This window comes from Streptomyces sp. NPDC096310 (assembly GCF_044763125.1).
GTDB lineage: Bacteria > Actinomycetota > Actinomycetes > Streptomycetales > Streptomycetaceae > Streptomyces.
The window spans coordinates 149,071-164,261 of the sequence record NZ_JBIWFO010000010.1 but is presented as its reverse complement, the minus strand read 5'-3'; the positions used below and the strand labels follow the sequence as shown (position 1 = coordinate 164,261).

Annotated in this window: 15 protein-coding genes; 7 read left to right on the top strand and 8 right to left on the bottom strand. The window is 72.0% G+C overall.

The genetic code is table 11. The annotated features are described in order from the left end of the window. Positions 1-6: 6 nt before the first annotated feature. Complete coding sequence (locus ACIQ7D_RS20820; protein WP_403939547.1) at positions 7-1,029, bottom strand: phosphotransferase family protein; 1,023 nt, start codon at positions 1,027-1,029, stop codon at positions 7-9. A 127-nt stretch (positions 1,030-1,156) separates the two neighbouring features. Further along, complete coding sequence (locus tag ACIQ7D_RS20815; RefSeq protein ID WP_403939546.1) at positions 1,157-2,068, bottom strand: MBL fold metallo-hydrolase; 912 nt, start codon at positions 2,066-2,068, stop codon at positions 1,157-1,159. Between the two features lie 448 nt (positions 2,069-2,516). Here ACIQ7D_RS20815 and ACIQ7D_RS20810 point away from each other — a divergent pair, with 448 nt between their 5' ends. Further along, positions 2,517-3,443, top strand: a complete 927-nt coding sequence (locus ACIQ7D_RS20810; protein ID WP_403939544.1) for an NADP-dependent oxidoreductase — start codon at positions 2,517-2,519, stop codon at positions 3,441-3,443. 24 nt (positions 3,444-3,467) lie between these two features. Here ACIQ7D_RS20810 and ACIQ7D_RS20805 read toward each other — a convergent pair whose 3' ends face one another. The 3 genes from ACIQ7D_RS20805 to ACIQ7D_RS20795 are packed head-to-tail and all read right to left on the bottom strand — an operon-like array spanning position 3,468 to position 4,733. Further along, positions 3,468-3,788, bottom strand: coding sequence for a DUF202 domain-containing protein (locus ACIQ7D_RS20805; protein WP_403939542.1), 321 nt, complete (start codon positions 3,786-3,788; stop codon positions 3,468-3,470). Next, positions 3,785-4,177 carry a YidH family protein gene (locus tag ACIQ7D_RS20800; RefSeq protein WP_403939540.1) on the bottom strand — a complete coding sequence of 131 codons (393 nt, stop codon included), beginning with the start codon at positions 4,175-4,177 and terminating at the stop codon, positions 3,785-3,787. Before ACIQ7D_RS20800 ends, ACIQ7D_RS20805 begins: the two co-directional genes overlap by 4 nt. 10 nt (positions 4,178-4,187) lie before the next feature. After that, complete coding sequence (locus ACIQ7D_RS20795; RefSeq protein WP_403939708.1) at positions 4,188-4,733, bottom strand: NUDIX domain-containing protein; 546 nt, start codon at positions 4,731-4,733, stop codon at positions 4,188-4,190. 85 nt (positions 4,734-4,818) lie between these two features. Here ACIQ7D_RS20795 and ACIQ7D_RS20790 point away from each other — a divergent pair, with 85 nt between their 5' ends. The 3 genes from ACIQ7D_RS20790 to ACIQ7D_RS20780 all read left to right on the top strand — a co-directional run bounded on the left by ACIQ7D_RS20790 (position 4,819) and on the right by ACIQ7D_RS20780 (position 9,453). Then, complete coding sequence (locus tag ACIQ7D_RS20790) at positions 4,819-6,474, top strand: FAD-binding dehydrogenase (protein ID WP_403939538.1); 1,656 nt, start codon at positions 4,819-4,821, stop codon at positions 6,472-6,474. Positions 6,475-6,722: 248 nt separating this feature from the next. Next, positions 6,723-7,796 (top strand): hypothetical protein, encoded by a 1,074-nt coding sequence (locus ACIQ7D_RS20785; RefSeq protein ID WP_403939536.1) that lies wholly within the window; start codon positions 6,723-6,725, stop codon positions 7,794-7,796. A gap of 118 nt (positions 7,797-7,914) precedes the next feature. Further along, entirely contained in the window at positions 7,915-9,453 is a 1,539-nt protein-coding gene (locus ACIQ7D_RS20780; RefSeq protein WP_403939533.1) for an APC family permease, read from the top strand. A gap of 71 nt (positions 9,454-9,524) precedes the next feature. Here the strand turns inward: ACIQ7D_RS20780 and ACIQ7D_RS20775 are convergent, their stop codons facing one another. Next, positions 9,525-10,922 (bottom strand): gluconate:H+ symporter, encoded by a 1,398-nt coding sequence (locus ACIQ7D_RS20775; protein WP_403939706.1) that lies wholly within the window; start codon positions 10,920-10,922, stop codon positions 9,525-9,527. A 20-nt stretch (positions 10,923-10,942) separates the two neighbouring features. Beyond that, the gene (locus ACIQ7D_RS20770; RefSeq protein WP_403939531.1) at positions 10,943-11,452 is read right to left on the bottom strand and encodes a gluconokinase; all 510 of its coding nucleotides are present in this window, start codon (positions 11,450-11,452) and stop codon (positions 10,943-10,945) included. Positions 11,453-11,613: 161 nt separating this feature from the next. Here ACIQ7D_RS20770 and ACIQ7D_RS20765 point away from each other — a divergent pair, with 161 nt between their 5' ends. From ACIQ7D_RS20765 to ACIQ7D_RS20755, 3 genes are all read left to right on the top strand, one after another. After that, positions 11,614-12,315 (top strand): FadR/GntR family transcriptional regulator, encoded by a 702-nt coding sequence (locus ACIQ7D_RS20765; protein WP_403939529.1) that lies wholly within the window; start codon positions 11,614-11,616, stop codon positions 12,313-12,315. Between the two features lie 133 nt (positions 12,316-12,448). Beyond that, a complete protein-coding gene (locus ACIQ7D_RS20760; RefSeq protein ID WP_403939527.1) occupies positions 12,449-13,534 on the top strand; it encodes an S-(hydroxymethyl)mycothiol dehydrogenase in 1,086 nt (361 codons plus the stop codon). Then, on the top strand, positions 13,534-14,163 hold the full coding sequence (locus tag ACIQ7D_RS20755; protein ID WP_403939525.1) for an MBL fold metallo-hydrolase: 630 nt from the start codon (positions 13,534-13,536) through the stop codon (positions 14,161-14,163). The genes ACIQ7D_RS20760 and ACIQ7D_RS20755 overlap by 1 nt, the downstream gene beginning before the upstream one ends. A 75-nt stretch (positions 14,164-14,238) precedes the next feature. Here ACIQ7D_RS20755 and ACIQ7D_RS20750 read toward each other — a convergent pair whose 3' ends face one another. After that, entirely contained in the window at positions 14,239-15,165 is a 927-nt protein-coding gene (locus tag ACIQ7D_RS20750; protein ID WP_403939523.1) for a pseudouridine synthase, read from the bottom strand. Positions 15,166-15,191: the final 26 nt, after the last annotated feature.

Below are 15,191 nucleotides of genomic sequence, written 5' to 3'. Positions count from 1 at the left end.
GGGTACTCAGCCTTCCTGGAGGGTGGTGAGACCGTGCTCGATGAAGACGGGGACGAGGGCGCCGATCCGGTCGAAGCCCGGTCCCACGGTCTGGTGGAGGGTGTAGCGGTAGTGGATGCCCTCCAGGATCACGGCGAGCTTGAACCAGGCGAAAGCCGTGTACCAGGAGATGCCGGCCGTGTCCCGCCCCGAGCCCGCCGCGTACCGCTCGATCAGTTCACCCGGGGTGGGATGGCCCGCGGCCCCGGCCGTCGTACTGATCGGGGAGCCCGTCACCTCCAGGGGCGCGCTGTACATCACCAGCAGTCCGAGATCGGTGAGCGGGTCTCCGAGCGTGGACATCTCCCAGTCCAGTACGGCGTTGATCCGGTCGTCCGCGCCGAGCAGGACGTTGTCGAGCCGGTAGTCGCCATGGATCACGGTGGGTGCGGGGGAGAGGGGCAGGGACCGGCCGAGCGCCGCCTGGAGTTCGTCGATGCCGGGCAGTTCGCGGTTGCGGGACGCGTCGAGCTGCTTGCCCCAGCGGCGGAGCTGCCGGTCGAGAAAGCCCTCCGGCCGGCCGAAGTCCCCGAGCCCGACGGCGGCGGGGGCGACGGCGTGCAGCTCGACCAGGGTGTCGACCAGGGCGAGCACGGCGGCGTGGGTGCGCTCGGGACCGAGCGGGGCGAGCTGTTCGGCCGTACGGTACGGCGTGCCTGTCACATGCTCCATGACGTAGAACGGAGCCCCGAGCACCGACTCGTCCTCGCAGAGCAGCAGCGGTTCGGGGACGGGCACGGCGGTCGGGTGCAGCGCCTCGATCACCCGGTGCTCACGCTTCATGTCGTGCGCGGTGGCCAGCACATGGCCCAGCGGGGGCCTGCGGACCACCCAGCGGCCGGTCCCGTCCGTGACGGCGTACGTCAGGTTCGACCGGCCGCCCTCGATCAGCCGCGCGTCGAGCGGGCCGCCCACCAGGCCGGGTAGCACTCGGTCGAGATGGCCGCGGAGCCGCTCGGGATCGAGTCCTGGCGTGGGGGCTGGGCTCATCGGGCGTACCTCCGTGGACGGGCGGACAGGCGGGCGGGCGGACGCTCCCATGATGCCGACCAGTCGGTATGTCGTCCAGTGCCTGTCGCCCCCGGGGCCGCCCAGGCGCCCCGGGGGTGGGGGCGGATCAGGCGTGGCAGGCCATGGGCACGCCGTCGTTCATCGTCGTCATGTCCGTGATGACGGTGATCAGATCCAGCGGTGATCCTTCGGGTTCCCCGGCCAGCTCGGCATAGGCGCGGTGCAGATTGGCCACCAGCCGCTCGCTCTCGCGCAGCTTCCCGAACTCCCCGGGGTCGGCCCGGCGCGCGGCCTCCAGCGGGGTGAGCCCCTGGGCGTAGCTCGCCTCGGCCAGCTCGGTGACATACCGGAGATAGCGCTCGGTCGTGTCGTACGCGGAGGGGTCGGTGAGCGGGCCATGGCCCGGTACGACCACGGACGCGTCCAGCGAACGCAGCAGGTCCAGCGCCCGCAGGGAGCCGCGCAGCGAACCCATCGGGACGAACGGCGTGCCGCCCTGGAAGACCAGGTCGCCGGTGAAGACGATGCCGTGCTCCGGCAGATGCACGACCGAGTCCCCGAGCGTGTGTGCCACGCCCGGATGGATCACCCGTACCTCGGTCTCCCCTATGTGAAGGGTGAGCCGGTCGCTGTAGGTCACACTCGGGGCGATGATGCCGATGTCCCCGAAGTCCGTCTGGGGCCAGATCAGATGGAGCTGATGGCCCGCCGCGAGCTGCTCGCTCCGGCACGCCTCATGACCGACGACGGTGGCCTCCGGCAGGAACACACCGTTGCCGTAGGTGTGATCGCCGTGGTGGTGCGTGGTGACGATGGTACGAGGCAGTTCGACCCCGGCCAGCAGGATCGCCTCGCGCAGCAGCCGGGCCCGCCGTTCGGTGGCCGTGGTGTCGACGAGCAGCGTCGCGCCGCCGTCACTGATGAAACCGGCGTTGTTCAGACACCAGCCGCCGTCGGGCTGGACATAGGCGTGCACTCCGGGAGCGAGACGGACGGTGTACGGATCGGTGGCAGGCATCGGAACTCCTGTGGGGGTGGAAAGCTCCCCCTGAGCTTGCCAGTTGACGGACACCCCAGGACAACCGCCCCCGGCCCGGAAGGGCGCCGCCACGTACCGGACCGGGCTCGGGCTGATCACCTTCGGGCGACTTCCTGAACTCCCGGGTCGGGCCCTTGACGTGAGTCCGGCTTGAACCAGGACTTCAGCGGGTTGCGGCAACTGTGTCAGGTGTCAGGTGCCAGGAGCCAGGAGCTGGATGTCCTCGGCTCCGTCCCCTTCGACCGGTCGACGGTGACGACGGACACCCCTTGTTCCTCGGGACGGCACGATCTCCGAAAGGAGCCGGGACGGAACCTCCGCGCGGCGGAATCGTCGGTGGTGGCCGGTGCCGCCGCCCTTCGCCGCCGTGGCGGGAACAGATCGTTCCGGCTTGCGCGAGGCGTGCGGGCGGCAGAGGCTGCGGGGTATGAAGGCCATCAGCTACCGCCGTTACGGCGGCCCCGAGGTCCTGGAGTACGGCGACCATCCCGAGCCGAAGGTCGGCCCCGACTCCGTGCTGGTCGAGGTGCGGGCCGCGGCCGTGAACCCCGTCGACTGGAAGTGCCGCGAGGGCTATCTCGACGGGATCCTCGACACCGTCTTCCCGGTGATCCCCGGGTGGGACGTTGCCGGGGTCGTCGTCCGGCCCGGCGCGGCGGTCACCGGGTTCGCCGCCGGGGACGAGGTCATCGGGTACGTCCGCGAGGACTTCCTCTCCCGGGGCACCTTCGCGCAGTACGTGGCCGCCCCGGTCCGGACCCTCGCGCACAAGCCCAGCTCGCTCGCGTTCGCGGAGGCGGCCGGGCTGCCGCTGGTCGGACTCACCGCCCATCAGGTGCTCCACCGGGTGCTGCGGGTGCGGCCCGGCGAGACCGTGCTCGTCCACGCGGCGGCCGGCGCGGTCGGCTCGGTCGCCGTCCAGCTCGCCCGTCACCTCGGCGCCCGGGTCATCGGCGCCGCACGCGCCTGCGGCCAGGACCACATCCGGGCGCTCGGCGGCGAGGCCGTCACGTACGGGGACGATCTGGCCGCCCAGGTACGGGCCCTGGCCCCGGACGGTGTGGACGCGGCGTTCGACATCATCGGCGGTGACCTCCTCCGCGCCACGCCCGGGATGCTCGCGCCCGGCGGCCGGCTGGCCTCCATCGCGGACGCCGGCGTCGCCGACCTGGGCGGCGGCTACGCCTTCGTCCGTCCCGACGCCGCCGATCTGACGGAGCTGGCGGGCCTCGCGGAACAGGGCGTGCTGTCGGTGGGGGTGGCGCGGACGTTCCCTCTGGAGCAGGCCGTGGACGCGTTCCGTTTCGCGGAGGCGGGCGGCGCCGGCGGCAAGGTGATCGTCACCACGGACTGACCCGGCCGGGCGGCGCCACCGCCGTCAGACCAGCACCGTCACCGCGAACGCCGCCAGCAGCAGGGTGCAGGCCGCCGCCGTGAGCGCGCCCCGCTCCGAGAGACGCGGCGGCCTCGCCGCCTCCAGCGCCCTCAGCCGCCGGTGCGCCACACCCAGGAAGCCGAGCCAGACCAGGGCGCTCAGGGCCGCGCCCGTCAGCCCCGCCGCGTCCGCGCCGCCGTGGACGGCCTGGCGGGCCCCCAGGATCGCCACCACCGTGCAGGAGAGCGTCGTACGGCGCCACGCCAGCCGGGTGCGTTCCGGCTGGAGCCCCGGATCGCGCTCCGGGGCCGCCGGGGCCGTCACCCGGCCCGGCCCAGGACGACGATCACCAGCATCGCCACCGCGACCACCCCCACCGCCAGGCTCAGCAGCGTGGGAAAGGCGGAGACCGGCAGGTCCTCACCGCGCCGCATCGCCCGCTCGCACCGCACCCAGTGGTTGACCGCGCGCAGCGCGCACAGCGCCCCCGCCGCGAGCAGGGCCACCGAGAGCCCGGCCCGTACGCCCCAGCGCAGGTCGGGCAGGAACTGGTCGACCGCGAACCCGCCGCCGACCAGCGCGAGCGCCGTTCGGATCCAGGCCAGAAACGTCCGCTCGTTGGCCAGCGAGAAGCGGTAGTCGGGGGTCGTGCCCTCCTCGCCGATCCGCCGGGGCGAGAACCACAGCCGGAGGCTCCGTGCAAAGTCGATCACCCGCCGCACCCTACGCGCGTGGCGTGGGCCCCGCGCGCAGCGCCTTGAGCCGTTCGTACGCCTCGACGCCGTCCGGCACCCACGCCCACCCGCCGGGCCCGCCGGCCAGCCGGCGCTCCAGCTCCTCCTCCGGGACGAAGGCGTGCCAGGCGATCTCCTCCACCTGGGGCCGCACCGGCAGCGCGCAGACCACCTCGTACACCCGCGACCACCAGCGGCACCCGCCGGGCTCGGCGGACGTGTAGAGGAACGAGAACAGCGGTACGGGGCGGTCGAGCCCCGACACCCCCAGCTCCTCCTCCGCCTCGCGCAGCGCCGCCTCGTCGTACCCCTCGCCCGTGCCGACGACCCCGCCCACGAACATGTCGTACATCGAGGGGAAGGCCAGCTTGACCGGCGTTCTGCGGTGGACGAAGACCCGGCCCTCCGGGTCGCGTACGAACACGAAGACACAGCGGTGGATCAGGCCCTTCGCATAGGCCTCCCCGCGCGGCGCCTGCCCGATGACGTGATCGTTCTCGTCGACTATGTCCAGGATCTCGTCCGCGGCACTCATGGCGTCCATCCAACCAGTTGACTCGTTACTCGCCCGTACGGAAGATCGGACCACTCACCCGCCCGGCCCGTGAAGGATGGAAACCATGGCGTACGACGCCGATGTGATCGTGATCGGGGCCGGCCTCGCGGGCCTGGTCGCCACCGCCGAACTGGTCGACGCGGGCCGCTCCGTCATCGTCCTCGACCAGGAGCCCGAGGGGTCGATCGGCGGGCAGGCGCACTGGTCCTTCGGCGGGCTCTTCTTCGTCGACTCGCCCGAACAGCGCAGACTCCGCGTCAAGGACAGCCGCGACCTCGCCCTCCAGGACTGGCTCGGTACGGCCGGGTTCGACCGTCCCGAGGACCACTGGCCGCGCAAGTGGGCCGAGGCGTACGTCGACTTCGCGGCGGGCGAGAAGCGCTCCTGGCTGCACGGCCAGGGCATGCGGTTCTTCCCGGTGGTGGGCTGGGCTGAGCGCGGCGGGTACGACGCGACCGGCCACGGCAACTCCGTACCGCGCTTCCACATCACCTGGGGCACCGGACCCGGCGTCGTCGCACCCTTCGAGCGGCGGGTGCGCGCGGGCGTCGCCCGGGGCCTGGTGACCTTCCGCTTCCGCCACCGCGTCACCGGCCTCGGCTCGACGGCGGGCGCCGTGGACACCGTGACCGGCGAGACCCTGGAACCCAGCGACGTCCCTCGTGGCACCGCGAGCAGCCGTACGGTCACCGGCGCCTTCTCGCTGCGCGCCCAGGCCGTGATCGTCACCTCGGGCGGCATCGGCGGCAACCACGACCTGGTGCGCGCCCAGTGGCCCGAGCGGCTCGGCACCCCGCCCAGGAAGCTGCTCTCCGGGGTCCCCGCGCATGTCGACGGGCTGATGCTCGGCATCGCGGAGGCGGCGGGCGCGCACCACATCAACGGCGACCGGATGTGGCACTACACCGAGGGCATCGAGAACTGGAACCCGATCTGGGCCCGGCACGGCATCCGCATCCTGCCGGGGCCCTCCTCGCTCTGGCTGGACGCGCGCGGCAAGCGGCTGCCCGTGCCGCTCTTCCCCGGCTTCGACACGCTCGGCACACTGGAGCACATCATGCGCTCCGGCCACGAACACACCTGGTTCGTGCTCGACCGGCGCATCATCGGCAAGGAGTTCGCGCTCTCGGGCTCCGAGCAGAACCCGGACCTCACCGGCAGGTCCGTCCGCGATGTGCTCGGGCGGGCACGCGCCGATGTCCCGGGACCCGTACGGGCGTTCATGGACAAGGGCGCCGACTTCGTCGTCGAGCGGGACCTCGGCGCCCTGGTGCGCGGCATGAACGCGCTCACCGAGGAGCCGCTGATCGACGAGGCCGCGCTGCGCCGTGAGATCACCGCGCGCGACCGCGAGATCGCCAACCCCTTCACCAAGGACCTTCAGGTCACGGCGATCCGGGGCGCCCGGAAGTTCCTCGGCGACAAGCTGATCCGTACCGCGCCCCCGCACCGCATCCTCGACCCGAAGGCGGGCCCGCTCGTCGCCGTACGGCTGAACATCCTGACCCGCAAGTCCCTCGGCGGCCTGGAGACCGATCTGTCCTCGCGGGTGCTCACCGCGGCGGGCGACCCGCTGCCCGGGGTCTACGCGGCGGGCGAGGCGGCCGGGTTCGGCGGCGGCGGGGTGCACGGCTACCGCTCGCTGGAGGGCACATTTCTGGGCGGCTGCATCTTCTCGGGGCGTACGGCGGGACGGGCCGCGGCCCGCGACATCGGCTGACCCAACCTCCGTGCGCAGGCGGCCAGTTGACCGGCGTACTCGCAGGTCACGGCTGGCCCGCCCGGCCGTCCGCGCCTCGGACGCGGTCCGGGCGGGCCCCGGACGGGTCATGCCCGAGGTGTCAACGCCGTTGCCCTGTAGGCCAGTTGGCGGGGCTACGTAACAAATAGGCTCTTGACGCGGAGCGTTACCTCCGGTTGGCTGTGCGCGATCATCGCTCGAACATGTGCCCTGGAGGATTACGCGGAATGCCCCCGCCTCCGCCACCCCTGGGCCGTTCCCGAAGACGGGCCCAACGGAACTTACGCTCCGCCCAGTTCTTCGATCCGGCCCTCGACGACGCCGAACTGGGCGCCGTGAGAGATCAGTTGGCCCAAGGCCGCTGGTCCCGAGCGCGCACTCTGCTCGCCGCCACCGGCGACGACTGGGACCGGCGCGGTCATCGCGTCATCGTGCTCGCCCAGGCCGCCGGCGCCGCCACCTGGGCCGGTGACTGGCTCCTCGCCGAACCCGACAGCGCCGACGCGGCCACCCTGCTCGCCTGCGCCGACGTCCTCGCCGTACTCCACGGCAAGGACGGCGGGAAGGACGGCGGGAAGGACGGTGGCCGTACCGGCGGGAAGGACGGCGGCCGTACCGGCGGCAGGGACGGCGGCGCCACCCGGGACAGCAAGGACCGGGCGCGGGAACAGCGCGCCAGGGACGCCTGCCGTGAAGCGATCCGGCGGTCCCCCGCCGACCCCACCCCCTGGCTCGGCCTGCTGCTCCTCGCTCGCACCCTCGGCACCGAGGAAGAGACCTCCCGCTTCTTCGACGAGGTCAGGACCCGCCACCCCGACCACCACCACGCGCACCACCTGATGGCGGCCCGGCTCGCCGAACGCCCCACCGAACCCGGCCGCGAGGCCTTCCACGAGGTCTACGACTTCGCGTCCTGGGCCGCAGAACAGGCCCCCGCGGACTCGCCGCTCTCCGTGCTCCCCGTCGTCGCCCACGCCGAGCGCTACCGCGTGCTCGCCGCCACCGGACACGAGCCCGCCGACCCCGCGGCCTCCGGGCACTGGACCGGACGGCGCTCCCGCCAGGTCCTCAAGGGCGCGTTCGACTGGTGGCTGGAGTGGGAGGGCGAGGAGCATCCACGCAACCGCGTGGACCTGAACTTCCTGGCCCACGCCCTGTTCCACGACGGACGGCTCGCCGAGTCCGCCGCGCTCTTCCACCGCATCGGCCGCCACATCACCCCGGCGCCCTGGGCCTACCCGGACCACGACCCGCACACCGCGTTCCTCGCCGCGCGCGACACCGCGCTCGGCTCCGCCTGAACGGCCGTCCCGTACGACCGGCTCCGTACGACCGGCTCCGTACGACCCGCTCCGAACGACCCCCGCTGTTCCGCATGTTCCGATCCGCGCTACCGAACTCCGAGAGGACACCCCTGTCATGTCGACGGGCAGACCGAGCACCGCTGAGATCAACACGTACAAAGGGCAGGACCGCGCGCTGCGCGCCAACCGGCTCGGCACGGTGGGCCTGCTGCTCTCCGTGCTCGCCGCGAGCGCGCCGATGCTGGTGGTCGCCGGCGTCATGCCCACCGTCTTCGGCGTCATGGGCATCGTCGGCCAGCCGCTGCTCTACGTGATCCTCGGCATCGTCCTCGTGCTCTTCAGCTTCGGGTACGCGGAGATGAGCCGGCACGTCCACAACGCCGGCGCCTTCTACGCGTACATCGCCCGCGGCCTCGGCCCGACGGCGGGCGCCGGAGCCTCCCTCCTCGCGCTCGTCGCGTACAGCGCCATGCAGTTCGCCGTCTACGGTCTGCTCGGCTTCGAGGTCTCCGGGCTCCTCGCCACCTATCTGGACGTCTCCGTGCCCTGGTGGGTCCCGGCCCTCGGCGCCGCCGCGGTCGTCGGGTACCTCGGCTGGCTGAAGATCGACCTCAACGCCAAGGTCCTCGGGGTGCTGCTGGCCGTCGAGTGCGTCCTCGTGGTCATCTTCGACGTCGCCACCCTCTCCTCCCCGGGCCCCGAGGGCCTGTCCTTCACGGCCTTCGATCCCGGCACCGTCACGGGCGCCGGCTTCGGCACCGCGCTCTGCTTCTGCGTCGCCGCCTTCGTCGGCTGTGAACAGGCCCCCGTGTACGCGGAGGAGACCAACCGCCCCCAGATCGTCGTCTCCCGTGTGATGTTCCTGGCCGTCGGCTACGCCTCGCTGTTCCTGGCCTTCAGCGCCTGGGCCCTGACCGTCGCCGCCGGACCCGGCTCGATCGTGAAGGCCTCGGCGGAACAGGGCCCCGGCCTGCTCTTCGGACTCACCGAGGCGCGGCTCGGCGCCACCTTCGCCGATGTGCTGCACGTCCTGTTCGTGACGGGCATGTTCGCCGCGCTGCTCAGTTTCCACAACGTCGTCGCCCGCTACGCCTTCGCCATGGGCCGCGAGGGGCTGCTGCCCGCCACCTTCGGCCGTACCACCCGGGCCAGCGGGGCGCCCGCCTCCGGCTCCGTCCTCCAGTCCCTGATCTCCGTGGCCGCCATCGCCGCCTTCGCCCTCACCGACGACAAGCCGGCCGGTGACCCGACGGCGCCGGTGCTGCGCCTGTTCACCTGGATGGGCAGTGTCGGCGCGCTCGGCATCATCACCCTGATGGCGCTCGCCTCCTGCGCCGTCATCGCCTTCTTCGTCAAGCGCGGCGCCGGACGCGCCCACGCCCCGCGGCTGGTCTCCTCCGGGCTGGCCATCGTCGCGCTCCTGGCGATCGCCTTCTACACCGTAAAGGACTTCGGCGTCCTGATCGACGCGGGCCCCGGCTCCGCGCTGAGCTGGATCCTGCCCGCGATCATCGGCGTCGCCCTGGCCGCGGGTCTCGTGTACGGAGTGGTCCTGCGCTCGGTCAAGCCCGAGGTGCACGCCCGGATCGGGCTCGGGAACGAGGCGTTCCAGTTGGAGAAGGTGGCCGAGTCGGCGCAGACGGCCTCCGTCTGAGGACGACGGACCGAGTACGACAAACGCCCGCGGCCCGGTCTCACGGGCCGCGGGCGTTCCTCGCAGAGGCACTAGACGATCAGCGACAGCAGCAGAACGGACCCGAGGCCGACCACGGAGATGATCGTCTCCATCACCGACCAGGTCTTGAGCGTCTGCCCGACGCTCATCCCGAAGTACTCCTTCACCAGCCAGAACCCGGCGTCGTTCACATGGCTGAAGAAGACCGAGCCCGCGCCGATCGCCAGCACCAGCAGCGCGGCGTGCGTGGTGGACATGTCCGCCGCCAGCGGCGCCACCAGGCCGGCGGCCGAGATGGTCGCCACCGTCGCCGAGCCGGTGGCGAGCCGGATCACGACGGCGATCAGCCAGCCCAGCAGCAGCGCGGGGATCGCCCAGTCCTTGGAGAGGTCCAGGACCATCTGGCCCACCCCGGAGTCGATCAGGGTCTGCTTGAAGCCGCCGCCGGCGCCGACGATCATCAGCACGCCCGCGATCGGGCCGAGCGACTTCTCCACGGTGGTGGAGATCCGGCCCTTGGTGAACCCGGCCGCGCGGCCCAGCGTGAAGATCCCCACCAGTACGGCGGCCAGCAGCGCGATCAGCGGGGAGCCGACCACGTCCGCGATCCGCTGGACGGTGTGCTCCGGGTCGTCCACGACGATGTCGACAAGCGCCTTGGCCAGCATCATCACCACGGGCAGCAGCACGGTGGCGACGGTCGCGCCGAAGCTGGGGCGCTTCGCCAGATCGTCCGAGGTGCGCTGCGGAATCATCGACTCGGGCGCCGGAAGGTCCACCCAGCGGGCCGCGTACCGTGAGAACAGCGGTCCCGCGATGATCACGGTCGGGATGGCGACGACCACACCCAGCGCCAGCGTGACCCCGAGGTCGGCGCCGATCGCGTCGATCGCGACCAGCGGCCCCGGGTGCGGGGGGATCAGCCCGTGCATCACGGAGAGCCCGGCCAGCGCCGGGATGCCGATCCGCATCAGCGAGTAGTTGCCGCGCTTGGCGACGAGCAGCACCACCGGGATCAGCAGCACGATGCCGACCTCGAAGAAGAGCGGCAGCCCGATCACCGAGGCGATCAGGACCATCGCCCAGGGCATCGCCCGCCCGCTCGTCCTGGCGAGGATCGTATCGACGATCTGGTCGGCGCCGCCGGAGTCCGCGAGCAGCTTTCCGAGGATGGCGCCGAGCGCGATCAGCACGCCCACCCCGGCGACCGTGGAGCCCAGCCCGGTGGAGAAGCTGGTGATGACCTTGTCCAGCGGGGCGCCCGCGAAGGCGCCGAGCGCCAGCGAGCCGAGCGTGAGGGCCAGGAAGGCGTGGAGTTTGAAGACGGTGATGAGCAGGACGATGACGGCGATGCCGCCGAGGACGGCGAGGCCCAGCTGGGCGTTGCCCGCCGAGGTGATGGGCTCTGCGGCATCCGCTGCCAGTGTCTCGACACTGAGACCGGTCACGGGTATCACGGGAACTTCCTTCAGCTTTCGAGCCGGCGCAGCGCGGCGACGGCTCGTTCGGTGATTTCCCCGGGGGTGCCCGACACGTCGACGGCGACACCCGTCTCGTCGGCCCCCAGGTTCTCCAGCGCCGCGTACTGCGAGTCGAGCAGCGCGGTGGGCATGAAATGCCCCTTGCGTTCGGACATCCGCTGTTCGACGAGCGAGCGCTCGCCGACGAGGTGGAGGAAGACGGCGCCGGGCGCGGCGGCCCGCAGCCGGTCGCGGTAGGCGCGCTTGAGCGCGGAGCTGCTGACCACCCCGCCGAGTCCGGCCCGGTCATGGGCCCAGGCGCCTATGGCGTCCAGCCAGGGCCACCGGTCGGCGTCCTCCAGCGGGGTGCCGGCGGACATCTTGGCGATGTTCTCCGGCGGATGGAAGTCGTCGCCCTCGGCGTACGGGACGCCCAGCGCGGCGGCGAGCAGGGGGCCGACCGTGGTCTTGCCGGTCCCTGCCACGCCCATCACCACGACGACGTGGGGGGTGTTCATGTCATGCCTCGCTGTCTTCTTCGACATCGGTCCCGCGCGGACGCGGACGCGGACATCGGTCCGTCGCGCCACTGAAACCTATTAGGTACGACATATTCAAGAGGTTGTGATCTAAACGTCGTACTTTTTACTCTTGGGTCGCGCCCCGTAGGCTTTGCCGCATGACCACAGAAGGCCGGGGCTTGCATACCCGTGTGCTGGACACCCTCGGTCTCGCGATCACGTCGGGCGAGTACCCCCCGGGCGACGTCGTCCGTACGGACGACGTCGCCCAGCGCTTCGACGTCTCCCGGACCGTGGTCCGGGAAGTGGTCCGCGTCCTCGAATCCATGCACCTGGTGGAGTCCCGGCGCCGGGTCGGTGTGACCGTACGGCCCACCGAGGAGTGGAACGTCTACGATCCGCGCGTCATCCGCTGGCGCCTCGCCGGGCCCGACCGCCCCCGCCAGCTCCGCTCGCTGACCACACTGCGCTCGGCGGTCGAACCGGTCGCCGCCGGTCTCGCCGCCCGGCACGCCACACCTGAGCAGTGCGCCGCCCTCACCGAGCAGGCGCTCGGCATGGTCGCCACCTCGCGCGGGGGCCGGCTGGGGGAGTACCTGGTCCATGACATCGCCTTCCACCGGGTGGTCCTCAACGCCTCGGGCAACGAGATGTTCGCCCGGCTCGGTGATGTGGTCGCCGAGGTCCTCACGGGCCGCACACGGCATCAGGTGATGTTCGACGACCCCGACCCCGCCGCCGTCACCCTGCACGTCCAGCTCGCGGAGGCGGTACGGGAGGGCGACTTCGTCCGCGCCGAGGAGCTGACCAGGGAGATCGCCGTCGGCGCCCTCGAAGAACTGGACGTTCTGGCGCCCTGACGAGCCACCACGGGACCTTCCGTCACTCCGGAGCCCCGGCACACGGGATAGTGGGGGAGGGAAACGGAGAACGCTCCGGGGCGCCTCCGGTCCCCCGGTATGTCATCAGGTATGACGAAAGGCAGGTCCTGGCATGGCGCAGCAGGTGCAAGGGGTCATCGCCCCCGGCAAGAACGAGCCGGTACGGGTCGAGACGATCGTCGTACCCGACCCCGGCCCCGGCGAGGCCGTGGTGAAGGTGCAGGCGTGCGGTGTGTGCCACACCGATCTGCACTACAAGCAGGGCGGGATCAACGACGAGTTCCCCTTCCTCCTCGGCCATGAGGCCGCCGGTGTGGTCGAGTCGGTCGGCGAGGGCGTCACGGAGGTCGCCCCCGGCGACTTCGTGATCCTCAACTGGCGTGCGGTGTGCGGCACCTGCCGGGCATGCAGGCGCGGCCGCCCCCAGTACTGCTTCGACACGCACAACGCCCGGCAGAAGATGACGCTGACCGACGGCACGGAGCTGTCCCCGGCGCTCGGCATCGGCGCCTTCGCCGAGAAGACGCTGGTCGCGGCCGGCCAGTGCACCAAGGTCGACCCCACGGTCTCCCCGTCCGTCGCCGGTCTCCTCGGCTGCGGTGTGATGGCGGGCATCGGCGCCGCGATCAACACCGGACAGGTCGGACGCGGCGACTCCGTCGCTGTCATCGGCTGCGGCGGCGTCGGTGACGCGGCGATCGTCGGCGCGCGGCTCGCGGGCGCGGCCCGGATCATCGCCGTCGACATCGACGACCGCAAGCTGGCGACGGCGCTCACGATGGGCGCCACCCACACCGTCAACTCCCGCTCCCACGACGCCGTCGAGGCGATCCGCGAGCTGACCGGCGGCAACGGCGCGGACGTCGTCATCGAGGCGGTCGGCCGTCCGGAGACGTACCGGCAGGCGTTCTACGCCCGCGATCTGGCCGGCACCGTCGTCCTGGTCGGCGTCCCCACCCCGGAGATGAAGCTCGAACTGCCGCTGCTCGACGTGTTCGGCCGCGGCGGCGCCCTCAAGTCCTCCTGGTACGGGGACTGCCTGCCCTCCCGCGACTTCCCGATGCTCGTCGACCTCCACCAGCAGGGCCGGATCGACCTCGCCGCGTTCGTCACCGAGACCATCGGCCTCGACGACATCGAGAAGGCGTTCGAGCGGATGCACGAGGGTGACGTCCTGCGCTCGGTGGTGGTCCTCTGATGTCCGTACGCATCGACCATCTCGTCACCTCCGGCACCTTCGCGCTCGACGGCGGCACCTGGGACGTCGACAACAACGTCTGGATCGTCGGTGACGACTCCGAGGCGATCGTCATCGACGCCGCCCACGACGCCATCGCCATCGAGGCCGCGCTGAACGGCCGGACGCTGCGCGCGATCGTCTGCACCCATGCGCACAACGACCACATCGACGCGGCCCCCGCGCTCGCCGCCGCCACCGGCGCGCCGGTCCTGCTGCACCCCGACGACCTGCCGCTGTGGAAGCTGACCCACCCCGACCGGCTGCCGGACGGCGAACTGACCGACGGCGCCACGATCGCCGTCGCCGGCACCGCCCTGACCGTGCTCCACACACCGGGGCACGCGCCGGGCGCGGTCTGCCTGTACGCCCCCGAGGCGGCGACGGTCTTCACCGGCGACACCCTCTTCCAGGGCGGTCCGGGCGCCACCGGACGGTCGTTCTCGCACTTCCCGACCATCATCGACTCGATCCGCGACCGGCTTCTCACCCTGCCACCGGAGACGGTGGTACGGACGGGCCACGGCGACCCGACGACCATCGGTGACGAGGCGCCCCACCTGTCGGAGTGGATCCGGCGCGGCCACTGAGGGCGCGGCGACCGGGAGCACGGCGACCGGGAGCACGGCCACCGAGGGCGCGGCCACTGGGACCGACGGCGCCGCTCAGAGCGGGCGCAGCCGCAGCCGGCTCTCGAACCGGTGCTCCTCTCCGGTCAGCGGATCGGTGAACTCCAGCAACCTGGCGAGGAGTTGCAGCGGGCGCCCGTAGTCGTCGCGGGCGCTCTCCTGGACGACCGGATAGACCGGGTCGTCCAGGAGCGGCAGCCCGAGACCGTCCATATGGACCCGGAGCTGATGGGTACGGCCGGTCACCGGCACCAACCGGTAGCGGCCGTGCCCGCCCCGGTGCTCCAGCAGCTCGATCCGGCTCTCCGCGTTGGGCTCACCCGCCACCACCCGCGCGGCGATCACCCCGCGCTCCTTCTCGATCCGGCCGCGCACGGTCACGGGCAGCGCCACCGCCGGGTCGTACGGCGCCACCCCCTCGTACTCCTTGCGCACCAGCCGGTCCCGGAACATCGTCTGGTACGCGCCCCGGTCCCTGGCCCGTACGACGAAGAGCACCAGCCCCGCCGTCAGCCGGTCGAGCCGGTGCGCGGGCTGGAGCGCCGGCAGCGCCAGCTCACGCCGCAGCCGCGCCTGCGCGGTCTCGGTGACATGCCGGCCGCGCGGGGTGGTGGCCAGGAAGTGCGGCTTGTCCGCGACGACGATCCGCTCGTCCCGGTACACCACCCCGACCTCGAACGGCACCCGCTCCTCGGGGGCGAAGTCCCGGTGGAACCAGATGTACCGCCCGGCGGCGTACGGCTCCTGCGCGCCGACCGGCCCGCCCTCCCCGACGAACCGGCCCTCCCGCACCATCGTCTCCACGCGCCCTGCGCCGACCGCGTCCCCGAACCGGGCCACCAGATGGTCCCGTACGGTCGCCCACCGCCCGTCCGGATCCGGGGGCAGCCGCAGCCGTACGGGATCGACGCCGTCCCGCTGGGGGAGGGGCGCGGGCGGCGGGGCGGGATGTCTGCGGGGCACGCGCCGCAGCGTACCGGGGAGGCGGC